The organism is Bacillus cereus, from assembly GCF_002567495.1.
GTDB lineage: Bacteria > Bacillota > Bacilli > Bacillales > Bacillaceae_G > Bacillus_A > Bacillus_A cereus_AQ.
This window is the reverse complement of sequence record NZ_NVAP01000039.1, coordinates 60,858-85,829: the sequence shown is the minus strand read 5'-3', so window position 1 is coordinate 85,829 and position 24,972 is coordinate 60,858. Positions and strand designations below refer to the sequence as shown.

The window sequence follows — 24,972 nt, the reverse complement described above, 5'->3', positions numbered from 1 at the left end:
CTAATCAAAAATTATAAGATATTAGGAGAGTGTCAGTCATGATTGTAACAACAACTTCTGGAATTCAAGGTAAAGAGATTATTGAGTATATTGATATTGTAAATGGTGAAGCTATTATGGGGGCAAATATTGTCCGCGATGTATTCGCTTCAGTTCGTGATGTTGTCGGTGGCCGTGTTGGTGCTTATGAAAGTAAGCTAAAAGACGCTCGTGATATTGCGATGGACGAAATGAAAGAACTCGCAAAAGAAAAAGGTGCGAACGCAATCGTTGGTATTGACGTAGATTACGAAGTTGTTCGTGATGGAATGTTAATGGTTGCTGTAAGTGGTACAGCTGTACGTATATAAGTAAATAAAAAACGGATCCTCTCCTTGGAATTTATACTTTGAGGGGGATCCTGGTTCTGTTGCAGATTTTAAAGAATAAAAAGAGATGTTGATAAATCATTGCACGTCGAAAAACCACAGTTTGAGTATAAACTGTGGTTTTTTATATAGAGGTCCCATCACTATCAAGCTAAAATTTTTTAGTGCCTCCAGAACAAAATTTTGTGTTAACTTGTAACAAAAAGTTCATTTTTTCGTTTTGGGGTAATTCTGAATTTTTAAGTTGATAGGCATGTGGCAGTACCCCTAAAAAGGCTATAGAGAAGTTTACTTTTGTATGTTTTTTTCAACTTGCTCTCGAACTGTTTGAATGTAATTCATTTTATGATCCCAGCACTCTTGGCTTAAATCGACAGGATACTCTTCGGGATTTAAAGTTCGCATATATTCTTCCCAGAATAGTGCGAGACTCTGTTCGTTATATTTTTGAATATCTAATATGCTTGGTAGTTCATATGTTCTTTCACCGTTAACGAAAATATCTTTATGCAGTTCACGGGCTTCAAAGTTTGTTACGAATTTACTTATATACGTGTGAACTGGATGGAACATTTTTAAGCGTTCTTCTTTTCCGGGTTCTTCAGAATCTAACGAAATATAATCGCCTTCTGCATGATCATTAACTCGATTGATAATACGATAAATGCGTTTAAGTCCTGGAGTGGTGATTTTTTCAGGATTAGATGAAATTTTAATCGTATCATTTAATTTTCCGTCAGTATCTTCAATCGCAACTAGTTTATAGACAGCCCCTAATGCTGGTTGTTCAAATGACGTAATCAATTTTGTTCCGACACCCCATACGTCAATTTTTGCTCCTTGAGATTTTAAGTGCATAATTGTGTATTCATCTAAATCGCTAGAAGCGATAATTTTTGTATTTGTAAATCCTGCTTCATCTAATAATTTTCGTGCCTTTTTAGATAAATAAGCCATATCACCACTATCAAGACGAATGCCATAGAAATCAATACGATCTCCAAATTCTTTTGCGACGCGAATTGCATTTGGAACACCAGATTTCAATGTGTCATATGTATCAACGAGAAAGACGCACTTTTTATGAGTTTCAGCGTATTTCTTAAATGCGATATATTCATCACGATACGCTTGTACGAAAGAATGAGCATGTGTGCCAGCAACAGGTATCCCGAAGCGTTTTCCAGCACGCACATTGCTTGTAGAGGAGAAACCACCGATAAAGGCAGCTCGTGTCCCCCAAAGGGCAGCATCGAACTCGTGGGCACGTCTCGTACCAAACTCTAAAAGTTCATCATTATTTGCAGCATGTTTCATACGAGCTGCTTTTGTTGCAATTAATGTTTGGTAATTCACAATGTTTAAGAGAGCGGTTTCAATAATTTGTGCTTCACCAAGTGGTGCATCAACACGTAATAAAGGCTCGTTATTAAATACAACTTCGCCTTCTTGCATACTACGAATCGTCCCAGTGAATTTCATATTTTGTAAATAATGAAGGAATTCTTCTTCAAATTGTAATTCTGCTAAATAAGCGATATCGCTTTCAGTAAAACTGAAATTTTCTATGTACTCTACAATTTTCTCAAGGCCAGCAAAAACAGCATAACCGTTCTCGAATGGAAGCTTTCGAAAGTATAAATCAAACACAGAACGGCGATTATGAATACCATCTTTCCAATATGTATAAGCCATGTTGATTTGATATAGGTCTGTATGTAAGGCATAACTATCGTCTTTATAATGAGTCATCGCGAGAACACCTCCATAATTTGGTTATAGTATACCAACTTTTCACCATTCGTAGCAAAGAAGAGATATTGATGTGAAGTCAAGAGAGAAAAAAATGAAATTATGCATATTTTTTAGAAAATTTATATTTATCAATTTATATTTCTCCAGATTTTATGTATTATTAGAGTAATGGGGTAATGAGAATGGAGGAGGACAATGCAACAAACATTAGAAAAAATAGGCAAACAAGTCTTTTATAAACGGCTTCAGCAAAAAATGACACAAGAAGAATTATGTCAGGGCATTTGTTCTGTCTCATACTTAAGTAAGATTGAAAATGGAAAGATCGAAGCATCAGAAGAAATTCTACAATTGCTCTGCACAAGACTAGAAATTGCCGTGACGGATTTGAGAGATGTAGAGGAAGATGTGAAGGGGAAGCTGGATGAGTGGTTGAATGCACTAGTTCATTTGGACAAGCAACAAGTAGAACGTATATATGAAGAGTTGCAAGGTGAAATGAAGCATGTGTTGGATTTTGAAATTATAAATTATTATAAACTGCTGTATACGCGGTATTTAATTATGAAAAGGGATTTTCCTGCTGTTGAAGAAGAGTTGGACAGATTGAAGAAAGTGTACAAGAAATATTCACCTTTTCAGAAGATGTTGTATACGTACAGTAAGGCATTACTACGTAGTCTGCAATATAAGCATAAGGAAAGTTTGGAATATTTAATTGAAACGGAAGAAATGGCTAAAGAGCAAGGGTATTATGAAACTGGTATATATTATAACTTGAGCCTTGCGTATAGTCACCTAAATATACCACATTTAGCCATGCATTTTGCTCATATTGCTATGGAAGGGTTCCGTAACGAATACAAATTCCGTTATGTAATAAATTGTCAAACAATCATCGCTTTAAGTTATGTGGAAAAAGCCCAGTATGAAGAAGCTCTAAAGATTTATGAAAGCATATTAAGAGAAGTGGATTCTTTTGCGGAAAAAGACATGATTAAAGCTATGACTTTAAATAATATGGGAGAATTATACCATTATAAGAATAAGCATGATAAATCTAAAAACTATTTTCTTCAAAGTTTCGAATTGCAGAAGACTGTCAATATGAATTATATTGAAACAATTTATGGACTAGCTAAGCAATGCATTCATCTTAAACGTTATGAAGAAGCGCAGGAATGGATAGAAAAAGGAATTGATTGCTCACGGAGTGATGAAAAATACAATAAAATGATTTATTCATTCTGTATATTTAAGTATAAATATTTTGGGGAATCTCAAGAATTTAAGAGATTTTTAGAAAATGAGGCGATTCCGTTCTTTAAGAGTATAGGTAGTATGAAGGAATTAAAAAATGCTTATTTAGAATTAGCTATGTATTTAGAGAATGAATTTAAGTACGAGGAAAGCAATAAATATTATAAAGAAGTTATTAAAGTTTTGGAAGAAAAGGAGGAGTTGAATTGAAAAAGCGTATATATGGTGTAGTGGGCTTTGGGATAGTAACGATTCTTTCTTTAGGAGTTAATTATTCAAATCCAGATATTTATGGAGTAAAGTCTTTAAAAGAAGGATCAGTAAATTACTCAAATCCAGATATTTATGGATTGAACTCTTTAAAAGAAGGTAGTATAAAATATTCAAATCCAGATATTTATGGTTTTAATTTTTCAGAAGAAAAGGTTATAAATTACTCAAATCCAGATATTTATGGTTAAGAAAATATTGAGAAACCCCTTTCCAACCGGAAAGGGGTTTTTTCAATATTTGTTCCTCAAAATTCTACAAAACTTGAGAAAATAATTATTTGAATTTTTAGTATATTAATAGTGGAAACATAATGCTAATATGAAACTACTCTTTTTCAAAAAATTTTTTATTAGGGGGAAGGTTATATGAAAAAGAAGAGTTTAGCATTAGTGTTAGCGACAGGAATGGCAGTTACAACGTTTGGAGGGACAGGCTCTGCATTTGCGGATTCTAAAAATGTGCTCTCTACGAAGAAGTACAATGAGACGGTGCAGTCACCTGAGTTTATTTCTGGTGATCTAACTGAAGCGACTGGCAAGAAAGCAGAATCTGTTGTGTTTGATTACTTAAATGCAGCAAAAGGTGATTATAAGCTAGGGGAAAAGAGTGCGCAAGATTCTTTCAAAGTGAAACAAGTGAAGAAAGATGCTGTAACTGATTCAACAGTAGTACGTATGCAACAAGTGTACGAAGGAGTGCCTGTATGGGGTTCTACTCAAGTAGCTCACGTAAGTAAAGACGGTTCTTTAAAAGTGTTGTCTGGAACAGTTGCACCTGATTTAGACAAAAAGGAAAAGTTGAAAAATAAAAATAAGATTGAAGGCACAAAAGCGATTGAAATTGCGCAGCAAGATTTAGGAGTAACACCGAAATATGAAGTGGAACCAAAAGCGGACTTATATGTATATCAAAATGGTGAGGAAACAACATATGCATACGTTGTGAATTTAAACTTCCTAGACCCAAGTCCAGGAAACTACTACTATTTCATTGAGGCAGACAGCGGTAAAGTATTAAATAAGTTTAATACAATTGATCATGTGACGAATGATGATAAGTCACCAGTTAAGCAAGAGGCTCCTAAACAGGATGCGAAAGCTGTTATAAAGCCTGTAACAGGAACAAATAAAGTTGGAACTGGTAAAGGTGTATTAGGAGATACGAAGTCGCTTAATACAACGTTATCTGGATCATCTTACTACTTACAAGATAATACGCGTGGGGCAACGATTTTCACATATGATGCGAAAAACCGTTCAACATTACCAGGAACATTATGGGCAGATGCGGATAATGTTTTCAATGCAGCGTATGATGCAGCAGCAGTAGATGCTCATTACTATGCAGGCATCACGTATGATTACTATAAGAATACATTTAATCGTAACTCAATTAATGATGCGGGTGCACCATTAAAATCAACTGTGCATTATGGAAGTAAGTATAATAATGCATTCTGGAATGGCTCACAAATGGTATACGGAGATGGTGATGGTGTAACATTCACTTCATTATCTGGTGGTATTGATGTAATTGGTCACGAATTAACGCATGCTGTTACGGAAAATAGTTCAAATCTAATTTATCAAAATGAATCAGGAGCTTTAAATGAAGCGATTTCTGATATCTTTGGTACTTTAGTAGAATTCTATGATAACCGTAACCCAGATTGGGAGATTGGTGAAGATATTTACACACCTGGCAAACCAGGAGATGCACTTCGTTCTATGAGTGATCCTACAAAGTATGGTGATCCAGACCATTATTCTAAGCGTTACACGGGTTCAAGTGATAACGGTGGCGTTCATACAAACAGCGGCATTATTAATAAACAAGCTTATTTATTAGCGAATGGCGGTACGCATTTTGGTGTAACTGTAAATGGTATCGGAAAAGATAAATTAGGTGCGATTTACTACCGTGCAAATACACAGTATTTCACGCAATCTACTACATTTAGTCAAGCTCGTGCTGGTGCAGTACAAGCTGCTGCAGACTTATATGGTGCGAATTCTGCTGAAGTAAATGCAGTTAAGCAATCATTTAGTGCTGTTGGTATAAACTAAGGTTTTAAGGGATATTTATTAATAAAATACCTCAAAAATAAAGAAGGAGCATAGGCTCCTTCTTTATTTTTTTCTCCATTTTTTCCACAAATAAAACAATCCGATACAACCGCCGATTGTTACAATCCACTTCGCTTCATTTGTTCCGTTCATAACTTGGTATGCCGAATATACTTCGATCAATAAGGCCGGTATTTTACCTATTGTACTGGCAATACTGAAGGAGAGTAATGACATTTTCCCTAGAGCTGCAAATAAAGTCACGATACTTGATGGGATGAAAGGTATCAATCGAAACGATAGAACGAGTAGAAAGGCCTCTCTACCTTCTACATAAAGAAGACGCTCTACCTTTGGGTACTTATTTACTTTATCGTGAGTGAACTTTTGAAGGCCTATACGATAAATATAAAACGAGATAATAGCCCCTAAGGCCTCACCTGCGATCGAAATGATTGTGCCATTTGTTACACCGAAGAGCTGTATGTTAATGGCGGTTAAAAAGATGCTAGGAATAACACCTAAAAGACTAATGATGATGTTAATTAAGATGCTAAGTGGAATTGCGATTGAATAGTATTCTGTTAGGAAATTTTGAATCGTTTCAGCCATTGTTTAAAATCCTTTATCTTTTTTTGCATTACACCATATTTCGATTGTATAGGCAAGGGGAAATTTACATAATGTAGAAAATGTTGATAAGAAGGTGTTTGTATACCTTATATGGGTATTAGGTATAAAAAAACAGGGGTATTTTAAGTTGTTTTTAAAAAATCTTAAAAACCCTCTATTTAAAAGGGTTATATGATTTTGTTATCGGTATTTTCATTTGGGAAATAATCATGAAATTTAGGGGGTATATATTAAGAGGGGCGGAAAATATGGTGTTGGTGAAAGTGTGTAGGAAAATAGATGAAAAAAATGAAAACTGATAGATTTTTTTGTTGTGAAATTGACTTTTAGTGAAGTTACGATAATAATCATGGAAGAGGTGATATGATGAAACGAATAAGCAGTCTTTTCTTGAGTGGTTTATTGGCATTCATGCTGATCTTAAGTGGATGTACAGGAAAAGAACAAAAAACAGAGAAGCAAACAGGTAATCAAGCTACATCAGTAGAAAAAATTAGTGATAATATTTTAGATGAAATGGAAGGACCACCTAAAAATGGTCATACGATTGAAAGACATGTAGGCAAATCAGAAGAGGATTTGAAGAATCGCTTGAAGACAGATAAAGTGTCAGCAGCAAGTACATACTATGATAAAGAAACAGCGACGAAAGCTGTAAAAGATAGCTTGAAGCAACATGATAAGGAAATTCAAGATTGGTTAAAAAATTCTAAAGAGGCTCGTCTTGTATTAAATACAACTCATGCATTCCCAGTTGGAAAAACGGTAATAAAGAAAAATATGAGTGTAAAAGACAAGTTAGTAAAAACTGTTACTGTTTTAGCTAGAGATAAGTCAGGAGAATTAGGGTTTAAGATTATTACTTCTTATCCATCTGACAAATAAGAAGGGGGAGTACATTATGTATACGACATTACAATACTTTCTTAAATCGTACTGTACGTTAAGTATTCATGAGGATGAAATAGTAAGCGTGATGGAAGACTTTATTGAGCAAGAAGAAGAAGAAATTGTTTTGAAATTACGTGATGAATTAATAAATATGAAGAAAAAGAACGTGTGGGAAGAAGCGTGTGTATTAGCTGCGAAGGAAGGAAATCGTATGTGGTCTTTAGAAGAAACGAAAGACCATCTTGAAACTTTTTTACTATTACTGCAAAAGAAAAAGGCGTGATTACTCACGCCTTTTTCTTTATGCTGTTTGGTGGATATTATCTATTGTGTTGGGGCGCTTTTATATACGCTTTTTGAGATTTGTCCATTTGATAGTACTTCCCCGTTTTGTGTTACTTTTTTATACGTAACCGCTGTTATTTTATCACTACTTCTACTAATTACTTGAGAAGAAACTTCAACATTTTTACCAGTATTTGTACCGAAAATGCGTGTAGTAATACTACCCCCATTTGAAAATGCTTGAATATAAATATGATTGCCCGTATTATTTTTAAATTTTAAATCTGGACCATAATCTGCTACTGCTGCATCTTGCCCAAGTGGTAAATAATTTACCGGCATAGAATGATTGCTTCGAGAAACAATACCTAAATCTGCCCTTAAAGCTGCGCTGTATAAAGTACTACTGACTTGGCAAACTCCTCCACCTGCACTTTGTATTACTTTACCTTGTGAATATACTGCTGCAGATTTATAACCATGTGCAGCATCAGTTACGCCAACGCGGCCGTTAAAACTAAACGTTTCATCGGGTGCTACAATAACCCCACTTAAAGTATTGGCTGACTTATTTACGTTAAATGATTGATTTCCGTTACGGCCAGCCATTGGAGTAGAATATTCAGCAATGACTTCTTTAATCCCCATTTTTTGTATGTCTTCTGTAGAACGTTCTGGTTTTATTAATGTAACCGGCAATGTAATATCTGATTTACCAGTAGTAATCGCTTCGTTTGTTAAACCGTTTAGTTTCCCTTTATCAATTTTTTCACCGTTTTGACTTTGACTAATATTTACTGTCGATCCTTCAATGCTTAATTCTGCATTAACAGGATTTTTTAATGTTTCATTATATTTATCTTTTATAAAGGTTTCATAAGCTGTTGCATTTAATTGTGGTGTTAATTTATAGTCACGTTTTAATTCACCGTTTTCAGCTTGCTGACGCATTTTGTAACGATTCATTACGTTTCCTTCTTGTTCTTTAAAGATTTTTTCAATAATATCTTTCTCTTTATAATTTATCCCTAAATCTTTCCACGTGTAATTTTGTTTATCATTTTGGAATATGTAGGTAAGGGATTTTTGATCTAATTCAGTTACCTTTTGATTAATAATTGCTTGAATATCTTTCTTATTTTTTCCATCGAGAGAAATACCTTCAAATGTAGTATTTGGTAATGCAGTAGTATCTAATTGATTATTTAATTTGGATACATATTGATATCCCCCAACACCGCCTACACAAAGTAATATGCCCCCAGCAATTGCAGAACCGATCAGTATTTTACTTAGCTTCATTTATTTCCCCCCAGAAATTTATGTATAAACATATGTATTACATTTTTTGTATAAAAATGATGAAAATAACATTATGTACGTACTAGTATACTATTATTTTCACTATGTGTGTAATGTTTTTATAAAAAATGTTACATTGCTGTAATAATTGTCTCTTTTTGTCACAATGTGTATGGAAAATATGTTGAAAATTATAATAAAAAGGCTNNAGCCTTTTTATTATAATTTTTTATGCTCATTTTTATTCGTAACACCGAGATGTTTTTGAAGGGTAGTTGAAATAGTATTGACGTTTTTTTCATTTGGAACGTAATAATAAATACCACCTATATATTTATCTGTACCTTCTACTTGCATTTTTTCCATTTTTAAATTTGAATCCATTGAATTTTTCGTAATTGTCATCATGTCATCAAAAGTTAAATTGGTTTTTAAATCTTTATCGACAGCATCTAGTAGGCCACCGATTTTATTAATGGAATTCAGAGATAGTGCCTTTTTAGCAATGGCCTCTAATACAAGCTGTTGTCGTTGACCGCGCATATAATCACTATCGATATGACGAGTTCGAGCTAGTGCCAGTGCCTCTTCTCCATTTAAATGTTGACGTCCTTTTTTTAGATGAATTGCATCAGCTTCATCTTTACTATTTTGCTCTGTGAACTCAACTGGAACGTCCACAGTAATACCACCAAGAGAATCAACAATTTTGATAAAGGATTTAAAGTTGAATTTTACATAGTAATCAACTGGAACATCTAAAAAGTTCTCCACCGTATCAATTGTGCTGTCTACACCACCGAATACGTGTGCATGTGTGATTTTATCGTATTTATCACGTGATTTAATGTAGACGCGTGAGTCACGTGGAATGCTTACTAGTTTAACGGATTTATCGCTCTTATTAATTGTTGCAAGTAGTAGTGCGTCTGTTCGAGTTGCTTTTCCGTAATCTTTTTCCCTAATATCACTTTCGTCCACACCCATAATAAGTACGGAAATGTTATCAGTCATAGGTTTAACAGCTTTTTCACGTTTGCTTGATTTATCTCCTCGACCTAGTTCAGCATAAGCATTATTTAAAACGGATTTTGCTTTACTGTATATATGGAAGGAGTATCCTCCAGCTCCAAGTGCTACAATTAGTAATGGAATAAGAAGGAACCAAAGTAGTCGTTTTTTCTTTGAGCGTCCGTTTTTGGCTCGCGTATTGTTGTTCGTGTCGGATTTCATCATTTTTTCTCCTTTAAAACTATCAAAGTGTATACATTTAGAAGTGTATTCAAACACATAAAAAATATTTTACGCTAAATAAAAGCGATTGTACATGTATAAAAAATAGATATCTTGATTATTTATCCCACATTAACGGGCAGTAAAACTCCCACCTCAAAGTCCAGCGAATGCAAGGAAGTTAGGTGGGAGTTAACTTCCCGTAAAAGCCCGATTGGTTCAACTAATACTCAGAGGGGGATAGCCACCTCTGAGTAAAGTTTCACTTTATAAGACATCTATTCGTTATTGTATACAAAAGATAGGGATAAGAAAATGATAAAATTTTACCTAATTACAACATAATGCTTACGATAATTGCAGACAAAATACTAACTAGTGTAGCTCCATATAGTAATTTAAGGCCAAACCTCGCAACGACGTTTCCTTGTTCTTCGTTTAATCCTTTTACTGCACCTGAAATAATACCAATGGAAGAAAAATTGGCAAAAGACACGAGGAAAACAGAAATAATACCAACTGTACGGGGAGAAAGGGTATTAGAAATTTTACTAAGGTCCATCATTGCGACAAATTCATTTGTTACAAGCTTCGTTGCCATAATGCTACCAGCTGCGACAATTTCAGAACTTGGTACACCGATAAGGAATGCGATAGGTGCAAATACGTAGCCAATTAATTGTTGGAAAGTAATACCGAATATAATGAGGAACAGGTCATTAATGCAACTAATTAATGCGACGAATCCGATGAGCATAGCGCCGACAACAATGGCTACACGAAAACCATCAAGAATATATTCTCCAAGCATTTCAAAAAAGCTTTGTTTCTCACCTTTGATTTCTAAAATATCTTCGTCATCTTTAACGTCATAAGGATTAATGATGAGTACGATAATAAAACCGCTAAATAAATTGAGCACGAGTGCGGTTACTACATATTTAGGTTCAATCATTGTCATATAGGCACCGACAATGGACATAGATACCGTTGACATAGCAGAGGCACAAAGTGTATAAAGACGATGTTTTGGAATTTGAGCTAATTGTTTTTTTACTGTAATAAAAACTTCTGATTGGCCGACAATGGCAGATGCAATAGCGTTGTATGATTCTAATTTCCCAAGACCATTTATTTTACTAAGGAAGTAACCAATCCAACGAATAAAAAATGGTAGTATTTTGAAATGTTGCAGTATACCAATTAAGACGGAAATGAAGACAATTGGTAATAATACAGTAAGGAAAAATGGCATTTCGCCTTTATTTGCAAGACCACCAAATACGAAATTTATTCCATCAGCAGCATAATTGAGTAGCTTTGTAAACAAACTGGAAATGATTCTAATAAGTATGAGGCCGATTTCTGTATTTAATAGTAAATAGGTTAAAATTAACTGTATAATAAGCATGATGAAAATTGGTTTGAATTTAATATGTTTCTTATTATTGCTAGCAATATAAGCGAGCAAGAAAACAACAATCAGTCCGACGAAAAAAGTAATAAATTTCATAGTAAGCCCCCTAAAAGAGATATTCTGCTATATATGTTTTTCATTTCAAGGGAGAATATGCATCTTTGGTAAAGAAAGGAATAGAGAGAGTATGAATATATGTAGAGTGCATCACGTTGCAATTATCTGTTCAAATTATGAGGTGTCAAAGTATTTCTATACTAGAATATTAGGTTTTAAAGAAATTAATGAAGTATATAGAAAGGAAAGAGATTCTTATAAGTTAGATTTATGTGTAGGAAAAGAATATCAAATTGAATTATTTTCATTTCCTAATCCGCCGGAGCGACCAAGTTTCCCAGAAGCAGCCGGTCTTAGACATTTAGCATTTGCTGTTACAAATATAGAAGAAGCTGTGAAGCATTTAAACCAATGTGGTGTTGAGACGGAATCAATTCGTATTGATGAAATAACGGAGAAGAAATTCGTCTTTTTCCAAGACCCTGATGGTTTACCTTTAGAATTGTATGAGGTTTGAAATTGGTGAATTTTATATAGGGTTGCTTTCCAATAATTGAAGAAACTAAAGTGAAACTTCTTTTTAAAAGGAGGTGTAACTTTAGCTAAGAAAGCTAAAGGACATATGTGGATATTTTAAAATTATTGATGGTAGTTATTCTTATTGGGTTAACAGCATTTTTTGTAGCTGTTGAGTTTGCAATTATTAAGGTACGTAGCAGTCGTATTGATCAACTCGTTAGTGAAAAAAGACGAGGTGCATTGGCAGCTAAAAAGGTAACTTCAAGTTTAGATGAATATTTATCGGCCTGTCAGCTAGGTATTACAATTACTGCTTTAGGACTCGGGTGGTTAGGGGAACCAACCATTAAACATTTACTCGAGCCGTTGTTTTTAAAATTACAATTTTCACCTGCAATTTCCAGTACAGTTTCATTTATTATTGCCTTTGCAGTAATTACATTTTTACATGTTGTCATTGGTGAACTTGCCCCAAAGACGTTTGCTATACAAAAATCAGAACAAGTTAGCTTATTATTATCGAAGCCACTTATTTACTTTTACCGCGTTATGTATCCGTTTATTTGGGCTTTAAATGGTTCAGCAAGGGTTGTAACTGGTTTATTCGGATTACATCCAGCTTCTGAACATGAAGTAGCTCATTCAGAAGAAGAATTAAGGTTAATCTTATCTGAGAGCTATGAGAGCGGAGAGATTAATCAAAGGGAATTTAAATATGTAAATAATATTTTTGAATTTGATAATAGAGTAGCAAAGGAAATTATGGTACCTCGTACGGAAGTTGTAGGATTATATGAGGATGAACCATTTGAAACACATATTAAAGTAATTGCACAAGAAAAGTACACGAGATATCCTGTATTTGGTGAAGATAAAGATGAAATTATTGGGATGGTTAATGTGAAAGATCTATTTATTCGTTATATGGATGGTAATCGGGACGAGGAGTGCTCGATTATGCCATATACAAGGCCAGTTATTGAGGTGCTAGAAAATATTCCTATTCATGATTTGCTATTACAAATGCAAAGAAAACATATTCCATTAGCTGTGTTGTATGATGAATATGGAGGTACAGCAGGGATTGTTACATTAGAAGATATTTTAGAAGAAATTGTTGGAGAAATTCGAGATGAATACGATGACGATGAGAATCCACCTATAGAGCATGTAAGTGAAGGATGTAAACTTGTAGAGGGAAAAGTGCTTATTAGTGAGATAAATGACTTGCTTGGCATACACTTAATCGCCGATGATGTAGATACAATTGGTGGTTGGATTATGGTACAAAAACAAATCGTTGCTGAAGGAGATGTTATTGAGAAACATGGTTTTTATTTTAAAGTCCTTGAAAAGGATATGCATCAAATTAAACGAGTGGAAATAAGGAAAATGGAAGAATGATTTTCTATAGACTTTAATAAAAAGGATATATAGAAAATTAAATGTTTGCGCTTTCAAAAAAGGTGCTATATAGTGAAAGTGGATACTGAAAAATTCTTCTGAATGATACTCGTATTTTTAGAGGGCGGATTTTTTGGATAAGGATTTAGAATGAAAAAGTATAGGTGATAAAAATGATAGCAACGAAGGATATACGTATAGAAAAAGATTTTTTAGGTGAAAAAGAAGTACCAAGTGCAGCTTATTATGGTGTACAAACATTACGTGCCGTAGAAAACTTCCCAATTACAGGATACCGCATTCATCCGTCACTCATTACAGCAATGGCAATTGTGAAAAAAGCGGCGGCACTTGCGAATATAGATACTGGCTACTTAGCTAAAGATATTGGACACGAAATTGCAGAAGCAGCGCAAGAAATTGTTGATGGAAAGTTTCATGATCAATTTATCGTGGATCCAATTCAGGGCGGAGCTGGGACTTCTATAAATATGAATACAAATGAAGTAATTGCGAACAGAGCGTTAGAACGTATGGGACATGAAAAAGGTGAGTATGCGAAAATTAGCCCAAATACTCATGTGAACATGGCACAATCAACGAACGATGCGTTTCCAACGGGGATTCATATTGCAACGCTTATGATGTTAGAAAAGCTTCTTATTACAATGGAAGAACTTCATTCTGCTTTTCGTAAAAAAGCAAAAGAGTTTGATCACGTTATTAAAATGGGGCGCACACATTTACAAGATGCAGTTCCAATTCGCCTTGGACAAGAATTTGAAGCGTATAGCCGAGTGCTTGAGCGTGATATAAAAAGAATTAAACAGTCTCGTCAACATTTATATGAAGTGAATATGGGGGCAACAGCTGTTGGTACGGGATTAAATGCAAATCCTACGTATATTGAACAAGTGGTAAAACATTTAAGAACGTTTAGTGGATTCCCACTTGTTGGTGCAGAGCATTTAGTTGATGCAACGCAAAATACAGATGCATATACAGAAGTATCTGCAGCACTTAAAGTATGTATGATGAATATGTCTAAAATTGCAAACGATCTTCGTATTATGGCGTCTGGACCACGTGTTGGGTTAGCTGAAATTCAATTACCAGCACGTCAGCCAGGTTCATCTATTATGCCAGGTAAAGTAAATCCAGTTATGGCAGAAGTAATTAACCAAGTCGCATTCCAAGTAATCGGAAACGATCATACAATTTGCTTAGCATCAGAAGCAGGACAATTAGAGTTAAACGTAATGGAGCCTGTGCTTGTATTTAATTTAATTCAATCTATCAGTATTATGAATAACGGATTCCGTGTATTCCGTGAATATTGTATTGAAGGAATTACAGCAAATGAAGAATTGCTGAAGCAATATGTTGAGAAAAGTGTTGGAATTATTACAGCAGTTAATCCTCATATTGGTTATGAAGCAGCATCTCGCATTGCACGTGAAGCGATTGAAACAGGAAAATCTGTTAGGGAGCTATGTTTAGAGCATGGTGTACTGACAGAAGAGGAATTGGATATTATTTTAGATCCATTCGAAATGACGCACCCTGAAATTGCTGGAGCTTCTTTATTAAAAAATAAAAAAATGTAATGTGAAAAACACCGATCCATTTGGATCGGTGTTTTATTTTTAAAAGATATTAAATACAGAGTTTAATTGAAGTAAGCTAATAACAGCTAAGAAGATTAAACTGTATTTCATTGCTGTTTTAAATAAAGCGGATTCTTTACCAACTAGTCCAACTGCCGCACAAGCAACTGCTACAGATTGTGGTGAAACCATTTTTGCCATTGTACCACCTACTACGTTTAAGGCAACGAGTGTAGAAGGAACGATGTTTAACTGGTCTGCAGTTACTGCTTGAAGTGGTGCGAATAAAGAACCACTTGATACTACGGAACCTGTAATGAATACGCCAATCCATCCTAAGATTGGAGAAAGGATTGGGAATGCATTACCAGTAGAAGAGAATGCAAGTCCAAGTGTAGATGACATACCAGAGTAGTTCTCTACGTAAGCTAAAGCGATAACGCTACAAATTGTATATACTGGAGCTTTTAATTCTTTCATTGTTTCAATCATTAATTCTTTAACCATTTTACCTTTTACGCGGTAAACAATTAGTGAAACGATAATTGCTAGTACAATCGCAGTAGTTGTAGAAGAGAATACATCAAATTTGAAAACAGCTGCGAAAGGTGTATCAGCTTTTGTGATTGGTGCAGTTTTCATAACAGCATTATGAAGACCAGGGAACTGAATGTTAAATACTAAGTTTGCTAACGCACCATCTGGAGCAAATAAAGCTTTAATCGGTTTTAAGTTAAAGATTGTTACGAATGCAGTTAAGAATACGAATGGAGACCAAGCATATAAAATTTGATTGAATGTATGTGATACTTTAGTTTCTTGCTTTTCTTCTTTAGTAGAAGATTTTGGTTGCCAAACACGTAAGAATAATGCAAGAGATACCATACTCACAACGGCTGCGAAAATGTTAGTAAGTTCTGCGCCTAAGAAGTAAGTTACAGCGAATTGAGTAATAGCGAAAGAAACACCACTTACAAGAATACCTTGCCAAGTTTCTTTAATACCTTTAATTCCATCAACCATTGAAACAAGTAAGAACGGTAAGATGATACTAATGAATGGTAAAATTAATACAGTTTGACGACCTATAGTTAATGCATCTAACTCAGTCAATTGTGCTGGTACTGTAACTGGGATACCCATAGCCCCCATAGCGCCACCAGCGATATTAGCTACTAAACAAATACCTGCTGCTTTTAATGGATTAAAGCCCATACCTACAAGTAATGCAGCTGTGATAGCAACTGGAACACCTAAACCGGCTGCACCTTCTAAGAAAGCACCGAAAGAATAAGCGATTAATAATACTTGTAAACGTTGATCATTTGTAATGCTTGAAATACTATCGCGAATTATGTTGAATTGCTCTGTTTTAACAGTTAATTTGTAAAGGAAAATTGCGGCGATAACGATAGTACAAATTGGATAAAATCCAGATAAAATACCGAATCCAGCAGATGCTACAGCTACTGTTGCTGGCATTTTATAAACAAAAATTGCAAGGATAATAGCGACGATCACACTATAAAGTCCAGCCATGTAACTTTTCATTTTGAGTCCCATTAAACAAATGATAAAACAGAAGATTGGAAGTGCTGCGATTAGTGCAGATAACCAAATATTGTTTAATGGGTCATAAATTTGTGTCCAAGTACTCATAATAATGACAACTCCTATCTATTATATGTGAAGAAATTCACATTATTTGTGAAACTATTCACAATCAACTTACATGCTTAGTATATTCTCCTTCAACACTATTGTCAACGTAAAAAAGTATAATTATTCCATAATAGTGTTAAAAGAAAGCTTTGTTCATAAAGTAGACAAAAAACGCACTCAAATGAATTTGAGTGCGCTGTATAAATTATTTGCATATTATTTACTTATTCATATAGGTCCCTACAAACGTATATAAACGCCCGATTGGTGAGGGCTGATAATCAGTGGATCAGTGGGGGATGAACAAAACCCTCACTGATTAAAGTTGCACTTTATATCGAGTATAAAGTTTGATATATGCACTTATCTGTCCTGTTTGATCTAGTGGGGAATGAGCGGTGCGTGGATTTAATAGGAAGTTCTGCACAACATTTCAACCGCTTGCAATACGAATAAAAAATAAGAAACAAATTTTTAATACCAAATCATTTCTTTTTACTGAAAATTCCTTTTAGCGTAACAAAGAGGTTAAATATGGTTCAACTACGTTACGATAGGTTATCAATTATGGACGGTATTTTACAATACCGTTACTGTGCATTTCAATGAGGTGAAAATATAACAAAAAGCTTGATAAAACAACGTTTGCAAGCAAAGTATTCATAGGCCATTATTTTGCTTTTTCGTTATATCATATAGTATAATATTCAAAATCAGCAAGGATTTTTTCCTGAATTTTTGCTGATAAAGATGGAAAAAATTTTCGGCTTTATAGGTTGATAAAGTTATGTCGTAACAGGAAATATAAGAACAGATATATAAATAAATAAAAAGAAAATAAAAACGAAAATTAAAACGAAAATGAGGGGAACTTTATGAGCCAAAATCAATTCGAATGTCGTATTTCAGAAGAAGATGTACAAATGTTAAGAGCGTTAGCACACCCACTTCGTCTACGTCTAGTAATGGAACTTATGCAAAGAGGAACATGTAATGTAACACAATTACAGGAAGTATTAGAAATTCCACAATCAACGGTTTCGCAACATTTAACGAAATTAAAACAAAATAAAGTAGTACGCTTTGAAAGACGAGGATTAGAAGTGTATTATCAAGTTCATAATGATAAAGTAAGTGAAGTAGTAAAAACATTATTTTCTTAAATTTTGAATATTATGGAAAAAAGACGTATGAAATATACGTCTTTTTTATTTGTCGAAAAGGTAACAAGGGAGTAAATATTAACATGTGAGGAAAAAATGACTATCAATTAACATACCGCTTTATGGAATATATTCTAAAAGGAAAAGAAAAGATAGGAAGGAGTGTAGTAAGTAAAAGGAGGGATAGTAGTATGGATGTGACACGTGTGAAACAAATATTATCTTCTTCAAGTAAAATTGACGTTACATATGAAGGCGTGCCAGTATGGATTGAGAGCTGTGATGAGCAGAGTGGAGTTGCTCAAGTGTATGATGTATCTAATCCTGGAGAAAGCGTTCACGTGGATGTGACGGCTTTAGAGGAGAAGTAATAGAAAAGACGCTTCTAATTTTAGAAGCGTCTTTTTTGTTATTCCATCATATGTGCAATTTTCTTAGAGAACATAAGAAGTACTAATCCTAGTACGATTACGATAATACCAATGCTTGCGAATACTTCTAAATATCCTAAAGATTGAGTGAAAGCGGCTAATTGTCCTGCTAATAAGTTTGCGAAGCCAGTACCAGCTAACCATACACCCATTAATAATGATGCTAATTTAACAGGAGCGATTGCACTTACCATAGATAATCCGATTGGTGATAAGAATAATTCACCGATTGTATGGAACATGTAAGTGAATACAATGAATAGTAAGTTTGCTTTCATTGCAATATTGCCTTCATCGCTACCAGTTTTTAATACAGCTAAAGTTAGAACTAAATATCCAATCCCTAGTAAAATCATACCAAATGCCATTTTTGTTGGGATTTTTAAATCACCATTTTTTGTTTTCGAAAGTTTAATCCATAACGCAGAAACAGGTAATGCTAGTAAGATAATGAATAGTGGGTTTACAGATTGGAACCAAGGTGTTGGAATTGTAAATCCACCAATTGTACGATCCACGAACTTATCTGTGTAAAGTGTTAAAGAACTACCAGCTTGTTCAAATCCTGCCCAGAAGAATACAACGAAACAAGTTAAAATTAAAATTGCAGCAGTACGTTTTTTCTCTTGTGTTGTTAAAGGTTTTTTCTCAATTGCTTTTGCATTTTTTTCTTTAGATTGTTTACCTACAACAGTTGTTCCGATAGACCCTAAGTAACGAGGTGCTAAGAAATTAAAGGCAAGTTGTCCAATAATCATACCGATACAAGCTGCTAAGAAACCGTATCTATAATCTGCGAAGTAACCGCAAATGAATGGAGCGATAAGAGCCCCTAAGTTAATCCCCATGTAGAAGATAGTGAAGGCACTATCACGACGAGAATCGTTTTCGCTATATAATTGACCTAATAAAGTCGAAATATTTGGTTTGAAGAATCCGTTACCGATAACTAATAATCCTAATCCTAAAAATAGTCCAGTTTTCGTATTCATTGAAAATAGTACAAAGTTACCAATTGCCATGATGATACCGCCAATAGTAATGGCGTGTCGTTTCGTAATGAAATGGTCAGTTAACCAACCACCAATGATAGGTGTGAAATATACAAGCATTGTGAAAATACCGTAAATTTGAACTGCAACTGCTTTATCAAATCCTAAACCGCCACTTACTAAGCTCGTTGTTAAATAAAGAACTAATAAGCCACGCATTCCGTAATAACTAAATCTTTCCCATGCCTCTGTAAAGAACAACAAGTATAACCCTGGTGGATGTTTTTTTGGTGATTGTTGCTCTCCAGCTTTGTCTAATTTTAAAGCTGCATCCATTTTTGTTTCCCCCTAATCCTGTATAACGGATATTTATGTAATCATTTTAATTTACAAAATATTTAGAAGTCAATAGAATTATATGGAAATAGAAAGAAAATTTTTAAAAAAGTTCTATTTTTCTTCAACCGTTACTGTATTTTGCCCTGAAAACGAGATGATAAGCGTTTTCAAATGTAATAATTGAATTCTAAAAGAAAATAAAATAGTGATTAATCAGAAAATTTAGATTAAAACATTTATTCTGATATAGAGAAAATATATTCTATTTACTTTTATAATATAACATATTGAGAATAAAAATACAAAATGAAATAATGTGACACTTCAGTGAAATAGAAAATAGCCAGCACCATGGGAGGGCGCTGGCTAGAGCTGTATTATTTAATAAAGCGTTTTTCAATGTCATCTAGTAATAGGTTAGCAGCTATTACACCACCAGCTGTATTCCAAATCACATCGTCAACTTTGTATGCTTTTCCGTTCTTTACTGCATTTAAGTTTTTAAATAGAGGATCGTTTATATATTCTTTTTCTAGTTCAGAACCTTTTTTCTCATTGCCTTTATCGAATGTGAAGTAGAATAATACATCGCCATCCATTGCCGAAATACGTTCTTTAGATACGTTACGCTCTGCAAAGTCATCTTTATTTTGATCACCAGGACGTTTAAATCCAAGTTCTTTTAAAATAACACCAGAGAATGTATCACCATGATAAATACGAACATCACCAGGCATGAAACGAACCATAGAGATTTCTTGATTTACTTTATCGCCAAGTTTGCCTTTTAAATCTTTCATACGTGATTCGTAATCAGCTACAACTTTTTGACCTTCTTTTTCTTTATTTAATGCTTTTGCATAAAATTTGAAGTTATCTTTCCATTCACCACGTAATGTTTCAGAGAACACAGTAGGTGCAATTGCTTTTAGTTGCTCGTACACTTTTTCGTGACGCATTTTGTTACCTATAATTAGGTCTGGTTTTAAAGAAGCGATTGTTTCCACGTTCACTTGTCCTTCATCACCAACAACCTTTACATCTTTCATTTTATCTTTAATGTGTGGGTACCAAGGATCACCAGTCCAAGATTTTACAGCCCCAACTGGTTTCACACCTAATTCTAGTAAAGCTTCAGTACCTTCATTTGTTAAAATGACTACACGTTTTGGATTTGCTGGAACTTCAGTTTTACCCATTGCATGTTCCACAGTAACCATTTCTTTTTTTGTATCTTCTTTCGTTTCTTCTTTACTATTTGATTTTCCGCAAGCACTTAAAAGCAGTGAAAATGCTAGTAAAAATACAAATACTGTAAACGGTTTTTTTTGCATGAAATTCATTATGTACCCCCTACATGTTGAGAATTTTTTTCAATAGCAAGCATGATATTAAAACTTTACGGTTCCATTGTCAATATATATGGATGAAAATAATTCTCAATATAATTGACAATGAGAATTAAGTTGAAATACACTTACAACGTATCATTATACATTGAAGGGGAAACGCTGCATGTTATTAAAAACTAATCAAGCAAAATGGATTGGATTATTTGCTGGAATCATTGCAGTCGTTATTTGTATTTGGGGAAGTATTATTTTCGGATATACAAATACGAGCTGGAAATTAGCGTTGGATGCTTTTTTCCATTTTAACGGTTCCAATGAACATATTATTATTCAAAATGTGCGTCTACCAAGGGCGTTAATTGCAGCTAGTGTTGGGGCTAGTTTAGCCATTGCTGGTTGTCTTATGCAAACTTTAACTAAGAATCCACTTGCTTCTCCAGATTTTATTGGATTAAATTCAGGTGCTGCGTTCTTCATAGTTGTAGCAATTGTTATCTTTTCAGTAACATCATTATCATCTTTCACATGGATCGCCTTTTTAGGAGCGGCGGTTGCGGCTGTACTTGTATTTGCTTCTAGTTCTTTAGGAAAAGAAGGGACTACTCCCCTTAAGTTAACGTTAGCAGGGGTCGCAATTAGTGCGTTATTTTCATCATTGACACAAGGATTACTTGTTTTAAATGAAAAAGCACTTGAAGAGGTATTGTTTTGGCTTGCCGGATCTGTGCAAGGGAGAAAGTTAGAAATTTTACAATCTGTATTCCCGTATTTATTAATAGGATGGATTGCATCTTTTATGATGGCAGGGAAAGTAAATACATTGATGATGGGGGAAGACGTCGCGAAAGGACTTGGACAACGAACAATTTTAATGAAATCATTCGTGTTACTTATTATTGTAATGTTGTCTGGTGGTTCAGTTGCGGTTGCTGGCCCAATTGGGTTTATTGGAATTATTACTCCGCACTTTGCTAGATTTCTTGTTGGAGTTGACCACAGATGGAGAGTGCCCTATAGCGGATTGTTAGGTGCAATACTACTAATATTGGCTGATATAGCAGCAAGATATGTCATTATGCCACAAGAAGTGCCAGTAGGAGTTATGACAGCATTTATTGGAGCACCGTTCTTTATTTATATTGCACGTAAGAGAGGGCTTAGCAAATGAAGAAATATATTCCGTTTCGTATAGGAAAAGGCGAGCTCTCGTTTTTAATGTATAAACGAGCTTGTCTCGTCTTGTTAAGTTTACTAGTTATTTTAATAGGATTATTCTTTGCGAGCGCAGGTATGGGAGACATGAAAATTGCTCCTTACGACGTATGGCAAGCGATTACCGGAAATGGCGATGCGATGTCAAATATGGTTGTAAATAAGTTTCGTATGCCGCGTATTTTAATTGCCATCCTTGTAGGAATCGCACTTGCGGTAGCGGGGTGTATTTTACAAGGACTCGTTCGAAATCCACTTGCTTCTCCTGATATCATCGGGATTACGGGCGGAGCAAGTGTTGCCGTTGTACTATTTTTAGCTATATTTAGTGATAAAAATAATGCGCTAACAGTAAGCATTCATTATATGCCGTTAGCAGCTTTTACAGGGGCAACGATTGTAGCGCTTTTTGTATATTTATTTGCATGGAGAAATGACGGGTTATCACCAATTAGTCTTGTTTTAATTGGTGTTGGATTTTGGGCATTAACGAAGGCGGCAACAACATTATTTATGTTGCTAGCACCAATTTATCAAGCAAGCCAAGCGAATGTATGGATTACCGGTACTGTTTACGGCTCTTCGTGGCAAAATGTTATGGTACTTGCGCCTTGGGTTCTCATTTTAACGGTAATATCATTTATTGCTGCTAGACATTTAAATGCACAAGAGCTAGGGGATGATATAGCGGTAGGACTTGGGGTCCCTTTAACGAAGTCGCGTGTATTTATGTTATTACTTAGTACAGCTTTAATTGGTGGCGCGGTAGCTTTTGCTGGAGGGATTGGATTTGTCGGTTTAATGGCACCTCATATTTCACGAAGATTAGTTGGTTCTTTATACGGTGCATTACTCCCAGTTGCAGCTATTGTCGGTGCAATTCTAGTACTTGCTGCAGATTTAATTGGGCGTACAGTTTTCACGCCACTTGAAATTCCAGCAGGGGTATTTACATCAGCAATTGGTGCACCTTATTTTATTTATTTACTTTATAAAAGTCGGAATTCATAAAGGGAGATGAATATGCAAAAAGCATTGGAGACGAAACGCTTGACGTTGTCTTATGGTGAAACAATTATTATTGATGAGCTGAACTTAGAAATTCCAAAAGGAGAAATTACAATCTTTATTGGTTCTAACGGTTGCGGGAAATCAACTTTATTACGTTCACTAGCTAGATTGTTAAAGCCAACAAATGGTGACATTTTATTAGATAATCAAGCAATTCAAAGTATGCAAACGAAGCAAATTGCTCGTCAAATGGCGATTTTACCGCAAGGACCACAAGCGCCAGAAGGACTTACAGTATTACAACTTGTAAAGCAAGGGCGTTATCCATATCAAACATGGCTGAAGCAATGGTCAGAAAAAGACGAAGAAATGGTACAGAAGGCACTTGCAGCAACAGGTATGACAGAATTTGCTGAGCGTGATGTGCATGCTCTTTCAGGTGGGCAACGTCAACGTGCTTGGATCGCAATGACACTTGCACAAGATACAGATATTATTTTACTGGATGAGCCAACTACATACTTAGATATGACTCACCAAATTGAAGTGCTAGATTTATTATTCGAATTAAATGAAACAGAACAAAGAACAATTGTTATGGTATTACATGATTTAAATTTAGCATGCCGCTATGCAGATAATATTGTAGCAATTCAAGATAAACAAATATATGCACAAGGTAAACCTGAAGAAGTGGTAGATGAGAAACTAGTACGTGATGTATTCCGAATGGAGTGTCAAATAAGTACGGATCCGTTGTTTGGAACACCGCTTTGTATCCCGCACGGAAGAGGAAGACGATTAGTTAAAGAAGTCGCTCAAGCAGTAAGATAGCAAAAAAAGACGATGAGAAATTCATCGTCTTTTTTATTTTTTGCAAGAAAATAGTAGAAAGAGGGGAATACGTAAACGTCGTTCATACTCTTCCGCGCTGTGAAAATAGGTTTGATTTGGTGTAGCTTCTTTTAGGTTTGTAATGGTAAATCCGGCTTGCTGTAATAATGTGAAATACTCTTCCGTTGTACGATGATATTTAATAACTTCTTGGTCAATCCATGGTTCAACCCGTTTGCCTAGTTTAAAATAATCATCGACGAGCCAGCTAGTTCTTTTACCGCTCATTTGCAAGCTTTCAAATGAAGAAGTAATAATGGGATGTTGAACGCTAAAGGTAAAGGTTCCATTTGTTTTTAAAGTTTGAAACACATTTTGAAAAAGGGTATCAAGATGTTCAATATAATGTAAGGCGAGTCTAGATGTTACTAAATCAAAAGTAGAAGAGGGATAGGTATAATCTTTGAGGTTTATAAAATGAACAAATCCATTTTTATTTTCTAGTTGTTTTTTAGCTTTTTCATACATAAGCTGAGAGCCTTCAATGCCAGTGTAAGAGTGGCATCCGTTTTCTAATAATTCCTCGCCAAACTTAGCATCGCCACAACCTAAATCGAGAATTTGTTTTCCTTTTACATCACCAATGAGCTGAAAGAATGCTGGCTTTTCAATGGATTCATTTGGACTATTTTCTCGGTATCTTCGTTTCATATATTGCTCAAAAAACGCTTCGTTATTATATACGTCAGACTCTGTAAATGCCATGTTTGAAGCCTCCCTAAATATTTTTTTAATTCTATCAAATATGAAAAGTAAATGATAGATTTCTTGTAATGAATCATATATAATCTAAAATTGTAAGCGGTTACTTTAAACTATTTTTCTATAATAAATTCTGAAAACGTG

23 protein-coding genes are annotated in these 24,972 nt (G+C 34.6%); 14 read left to right on the top strand and 9 right to left on the bottom strand.

From position 1 onward, the window contains the following. Positions 1 to 38: 38 nt before the first annotated feature. Positions 39 to 350, top strand: a complete 312-nt coding sequence (locus COK05_RS18620; RefSeq protein ID WP_098613783.1) for a heavy metal-binding domain-containing protein — start codon at positions 39 to 41, stop codon at positions 348 to 350. 306 nt (positions 351 to 656) lie between these two features. Here COK05_RS18620 and COK05_RS18610 read toward each other — a convergent pair whose 3' ends face one another. Beyond that, positions 657 to 2,120: a nicotinate phosphoribosyltransferase gene (locus COK05_RS18610; RefSeq protein WP_098613782.1), complete on the bottom strand. Its 1,464-nt coding sequence runs from the start codon at positions 2,118 to 2,120 to the stop codon at positions 657 to 659. A gap of 198 nt (positions 2,121 to 2,318) precedes the next feature. On the opposite strand from COK05_RS18610, the gene COK05_RS18605 reads away from it, so the two are divergent. The 3 genes from COK05_RS18605 (at position 2,319) to COK05_RS18595 (ending at position 5,722) form a co-directional block, all read left to right on the top strand. After that, positions 2,319 to 3,593, top strand: coding sequence for a tetratricopeptide repeat protein (locus COK05_RS18605; RefSeq protein WP_098613781.1), 1,275 nt, complete (start codon positions 2,319 to 2,321; stop codon positions 3,591 to 3,593). After that, positions 3,590 to 3,844 carry a Phr family secreted Rap phosphatase inhibitor gene (locus COK05_RS18600; RefSeq protein ID WP_176539454.1) on the top strand — a complete coding sequence of 85 codons (255 nt, stop codon included), beginning with the start codon at positions 3,590 to 3,592 and terminating at the stop codon, positions 3,842 to 3,844. The genes COK05_RS18605 and COK05_RS18600 overlap by 4 nt, the downstream gene beginning before the upstream one ends. Before the next feature lie 177 nt (positions 3,845 to 4,021). Beyond that, positions 4,022 to 5,722: a M4 family metallopeptidase gene (locus COK05_RS18595; RefSeq protein ID WP_098613780.1), complete on the top strand. Its 1,701-nt coding sequence runs from the start codon at positions 4,022 to 4,024 to the stop codon at positions 5,720 to 5,722. Positions 5,723 to 5,785: 63 nt separating this feature from the next. Here COK05_RS18595 and COK05_RS18590 read toward each other — a convergent pair whose 3' ends face one another. Next, the gene (locus COK05_RS18590; protein WP_098613779.1) at positions 5,786 to 6,334 is read right to left on the bottom strand and encodes a TVP38/TMEM64 family protein; all 549 of its coding nucleotides are present in this window, start codon (positions 6,332 to 6,334) and stop codon (positions 5,786 to 5,788) included. Between the two features lie 387 nt (positions 6,335 to 6,721). Between COK05_RS18590 and COK05_RS18585 the strand changes: the two genes are divergently transcribed. Then, positions 6,722 to 7,240 (top strand): RNase A-like domain-containing lipoprotein, encoded by a 519-nt coding sequence (locus COK05_RS18585; RefSeq protein ID WP_141539160.1) that lies wholly within the window; start codon positions 6,722 to 6,724, stop codon positions 7,238 to 7,240. Between the two features lie 16 nt (positions 7,241 to 7,256). Continuing rightward, positions 7,257 to 7,529: a hypothetical protein gene (locus COK05_RS18580; protein ID WP_098613777.1), complete on the top strand. Its 273-nt coding sequence runs from the start codon at positions 7,257 to 7,259 to the stop codon at positions 7,527 to 7,529. A 41-nt stretch (positions 7,530 to 7,570) separates the two neighbouring features. On the opposite strand, the gene COK05_RS18575 is transcribed toward COK05_RS18580, so the two are convergent. The 3 genes from COK05_RS18575 to COK05_RS18565 form a co-directional block, all read right to left on the bottom strand. After that, a complete protein-coding gene (locus COK05_RS18575; RefSeq protein ID WP_098613776.1) occupies positions 7,571 to 8,833 on the bottom strand; it encodes a VanW family protein in 1,263 nt (420 codons plus the stop codon). Between the two features lie 219 nt (positions 8,834 to 9,052). Then, a complete protein-coding gene (locus COK05_RS18570; RefSeq protein ID WP_141539159.1) occupies positions 9,053 to 10,069 on the bottom strand; it encodes an LCP family protein in 1,017 nt (338 codons plus the stop codon). A gap of 331 nt (positions 10,070 to 10,400) precedes the next feature. After that, complete coding sequence (locus COK05_RS18565; RefSeq protein WP_098613774.1) at positions 10,401 to 11,579, bottom strand: NupC/NupG family nucleoside CNT transporter; 1,179 nt, start codon at positions 11,577 to 11,579, stop codon at positions 10,401 to 10,403. A 91-nt stretch (positions 11,580 to 11,670) separates the two neighbouring features. Here COK05_RS18565 and gloA2 point away from each other — a divergent pair, with 91 nt between their 5' ends. From gloA2 to aspA, 3 genes are all read left to right on the top strand, one after another. Further along, positions 11,671 to 12,057 (top strand): SMU1112c/YaeR family gloxylase I-like metalloprotein, encoded by a 387-nt coding sequence (gene gloA2 / locus COK05_RS18560; protein WP_098613773.1) that lies wholly within the window; start codon positions 11,671 to 11,673, stop codon positions 12,055 to 12,057. Positions 12,058 to 12,185: 128 nt separating this feature from the next. Then, positions 12,186 to 13,463: a hemolysin family protein gene (locus COK05_RS18555; RefSeq protein WP_141539161.1), complete on the top strand. Its 1,278-nt coding sequence runs from the start codon at positions 12,186 to 12,188 to the stop codon at positions 13,461 to 13,463. Between the two features lie 173 nt (positions 13,464 to 13,636). Then, a complete protein-coding gene (gene aspA / locus COK05_RS18550) occupies positions 13,637 to 15,070 on the top strand; it encodes an aspartate ammonia-lyase (RefSeq protein ID WP_098613771.1) in 1,434 nt (477 codons plus the stop codon). A 39-nt stretch (positions 15,071 to 15,109) separates the two neighbouring features. On the opposite strand, the gene COK05_RS18545 is transcribed toward aspA, so the two are convergent. Next, positions 15,110 to 16,729, bottom strand: coding sequence for an L-lactate permease (locus tag COK05_RS18545; protein ID WP_098613770.1), 1,620 nt, complete (start codon positions 16,727 to 16,729; stop codon positions 15,110 to 15,112). An 878-nt stretch (positions 16,730 to 17,607) separates the two neighbouring features. On the opposite strand from COK05_RS18545, the gene COK05_RS18540 reads away from it, so the two are divergent. Beyond that, the gene (locus COK05_RS18540; protein WP_098269248.1) at positions 17,608 to 17,895 is read left to right on the top strand and encodes an ArsR/SmtB family transcription factor; all 288 of its coding nucleotides are present in this window, start codon (positions 17,608 to 17,610) and stop codon (positions 17,893 to 17,895) included. Between the two features lie 191 nt (positions 17,896 to 18,086). After that, on the top strand, positions 18,087 to 18,266 hold the full coding sequence (locus tag COK05_RS18535; protein WP_098613769.1) for an acid-soluble spore protein H: 180 nt from the start codon (positions 18,087 to 18,089) through the stop codon (positions 18,264 to 18,266). A gap of 38 nt (positions 18,267 to 18,304) precedes the next feature. On the opposite strand, the gene COK05_RS18530 is transcribed toward COK05_RS18535, so the two are convergent. Together COK05_RS18530 and COK05_RS18525 are read right to left on the bottom strand one after the other, a co-directional pair. Next, positions 18,305 to 19,654: a peptide MFS transporter gene (locus tag COK05_RS18530; RefSeq protein ID WP_098613768.1), complete on the bottom strand. Its 1,350-nt coding sequence runs from the start codon at positions 19,652 to 19,654 to the stop codon at positions 18,305 to 18,307. Positions 19,655 to 20,034: 380 nt separating this feature from the next. Beyond that, on the bottom strand, positions 20,035 to 21,000 hold the full coding sequence (locus COK05_RS18525) for an ABC transporter substrate-binding protein (protein WP_098613767.1): 966 nt from the start codon (positions 20,998 to 21,000) through the stop codon (positions 20,035 to 20,037). Positions 21,001 to 21,172: 172 nt separating this feature from the next. Between COK05_RS18525 and COK05_RS18520 the strand changes: the two genes are divergently transcribed. From COK05_RS18520 to COK05_RS18510, 3 genes are read left to right on the top strand one after another with little or no spacing between them, the layout of a single operon-like run. Further along, positions 21,173 to 22,177 (top strand): FecCD family ABC transporter permease, encoded by a 1,005-nt coding sequence (locus COK05_RS18520; RefSeq protein WP_098613766.1) that lies wholly within the window; start codon positions 21,173 to 21,175, stop codon positions 22,175 to 22,177. Further along, positions 22,174 to 23,232, top strand: coding sequence for a FecCD family ABC transporter permease (locus COK05_RS18515; RefSeq protein ID WP_098613765.1), 1,059 nt, complete (start codon positions 22,174 to 22,176; stop codon positions 23,230 to 23,232). Before COK05_RS18520 ends, COK05_RS18515 begins: the two co-directional genes overlap by 4 nt. A gap of 12 nt (positions 23,233 to 23,244) precedes the next feature. Next, positions 23,245 to 24,066, top strand: a complete 822-nt coding sequence (locus COK05_RS18510; protein WP_098613764.1) for an ABC transporter ATP-binding protein — start codon at positions 23,245 to 23,247, stop codon at positions 24,064 to 24,066. Between the two features lie 33 nt (positions 24,067 to 24,099). Here the strand turns inward: COK05_RS18510 and COK05_RS18505 are convergent, their stop codons facing one another. Beyond that, positions 24,100 to 24,831, bottom strand: coding sequence for a class I SAM-dependent DNA methyltransferase (locus COK05_RS18505; RefSeq protein WP_098613763.1), 732 nt, complete (start codon positions 24,829 to 24,831; stop codon positions 24,100 to 24,102). Positions 24,832 to 24,972: the final 141 nt, after the last annotated feature.

Coding starts and splice junctions, on each gene's coding strand:
- COK05_RS18585 (WP_141539160.1), top strand. CDS start 6,722: ATGAAACGAATAAGCAGTCTTTTCTTGAGTGGTTTATTGGCATTCATG.
- COK05_RS18620 (WP_098613783.1), top strand. CDS start 39: ATGATTGTAACAACAACTTCTGGAATTCAAGGTAAAGAGATTATTGAG.
- COK05_RS18610 (WP_098613782.1), bottom strand. CDS start 2,120: ATGACTCATTATAAAGACGATAGTTATGCCTTACATACAGACCTATAT.
- COK05_RS18555 (WP_141539161.1), top strand. CDS start 12,186: ATGGTAGTTATTCTTATTGGGTTAACAGCATTTTTTGTAGCTGTTGAG.
- COK05_RS18595 (WP_098613780.1), top strand. CDS start 4,022: ATGAAAAAGAAGAGTTTAGCATTAGTGTTAGCGACAGGAATGGCAGTT.
- COK05_RS18535 (WP_098613769.1), top strand. CDS start 18,087: ATGGATGTGACACGTGTGAAACAAATATTATCTTCTTCAAGTAAAATT.
- aspA (WP_098613771.1), top strand. CDS start 13,637: ATGATAGCAACGAAGGATATACGTATAGAAAAAGATTTTTTAGGTGAA.
- COK05_RS18565 (WP_098613774.1), bottom strand. CDS start 11,579: ATGAAATTTATTACTTTTTTCGTCGGACTGATTGTTGTTTTCTTGCTC.
- COK05_RS18505 (WP_098613763.1), bottom strand. CDS start 24,831: ATGGCATTTACAGAGTCTGACGTATATAATAACGAAGCGTTTTTTGAG.
- COK05_RS18590 (WP_098613779.1), bottom strand. CDS start 6,334: ATGGCTGAAACGATTCAAAATTTCCTAACAGAATACTATTCAATCGCA.
- gloA2 (WP_098613773.1), top strand. CDS start 11,671: ATGAATATATGTAGAGTGCATCACGTTGCAATTATCTGTTCAAATTAT.
- COK05_RS18570 (WP_141539159.1), bottom strand. CDS start 10,069: ATGATGAAATCCGACACGAACAACAATACGCGAGCCAAAAACGGACGC.
- COK05_RS18580 (WP_098613777.1), top strand. CDS start 7,257: ATGTATACGACATTACAATACTTTCTTAAATCGTACTGTACGTTAAGT.
- COK05_RS18525 (WP_098613767.1), bottom strand. CDS start 21,000: ATGAATTTCATGCAAAAAAAACCGTTTACAGTATTTGTATTTTTACTA.
- COK05_RS18605 (WP_098613781.1), top strand. CDS start 2,319: ATGCAACAAACATTAGAAAAAATAGGCAAACAAGTCTTTTATAAACGG.
- COK05_RS18520 (WP_098613766.1), top strand. CDS start 21,173: ATGTTATTAAAAACTAATCAAGCAAAATGGATTGGATTATTTGCTGGA.
- COK05_RS18545 (WP_098613770.1), bottom strand. CDS start 16,729: ATGAGTACTTGGACACAAATTTATGACCCATTAAACAATATTTGGTTA.
- COK05_RS18530 (WP_098613768.1), bottom strand. CDS start 19,654: ATGGATGCAGCTTTAAAATTAGACAAAGCTGGAGAGCAACAATCACCA.
- COK05_RS18515 (WP_098613765.1), top strand. CDS start 22,174: ATGAAGAAATATATTCCGTTTCGTATAGGAAAAGGCGAGCTCTCGTTT.
- COK05_RS18510 (WP_098613764.1), top strand. CDS start 23,245: ATGCAAAAAGCATTGGAGACGAAACGCTTGACGTTGTCTTATGGTGAA.
- COK05_RS18540 (WP_098269248.1), top strand. CDS start 17,608: ATGAGCCAAAATCAATTCGAATGTCGTATTTCAGAAGAAGATGTACAA.
- COK05_RS18575 (WP_098613776.1), bottom strand. CDS start 8,833: ATGAAGCTAAGTAAAATACTGATCGGTTCTGCAATTGCTGGGGGCATA.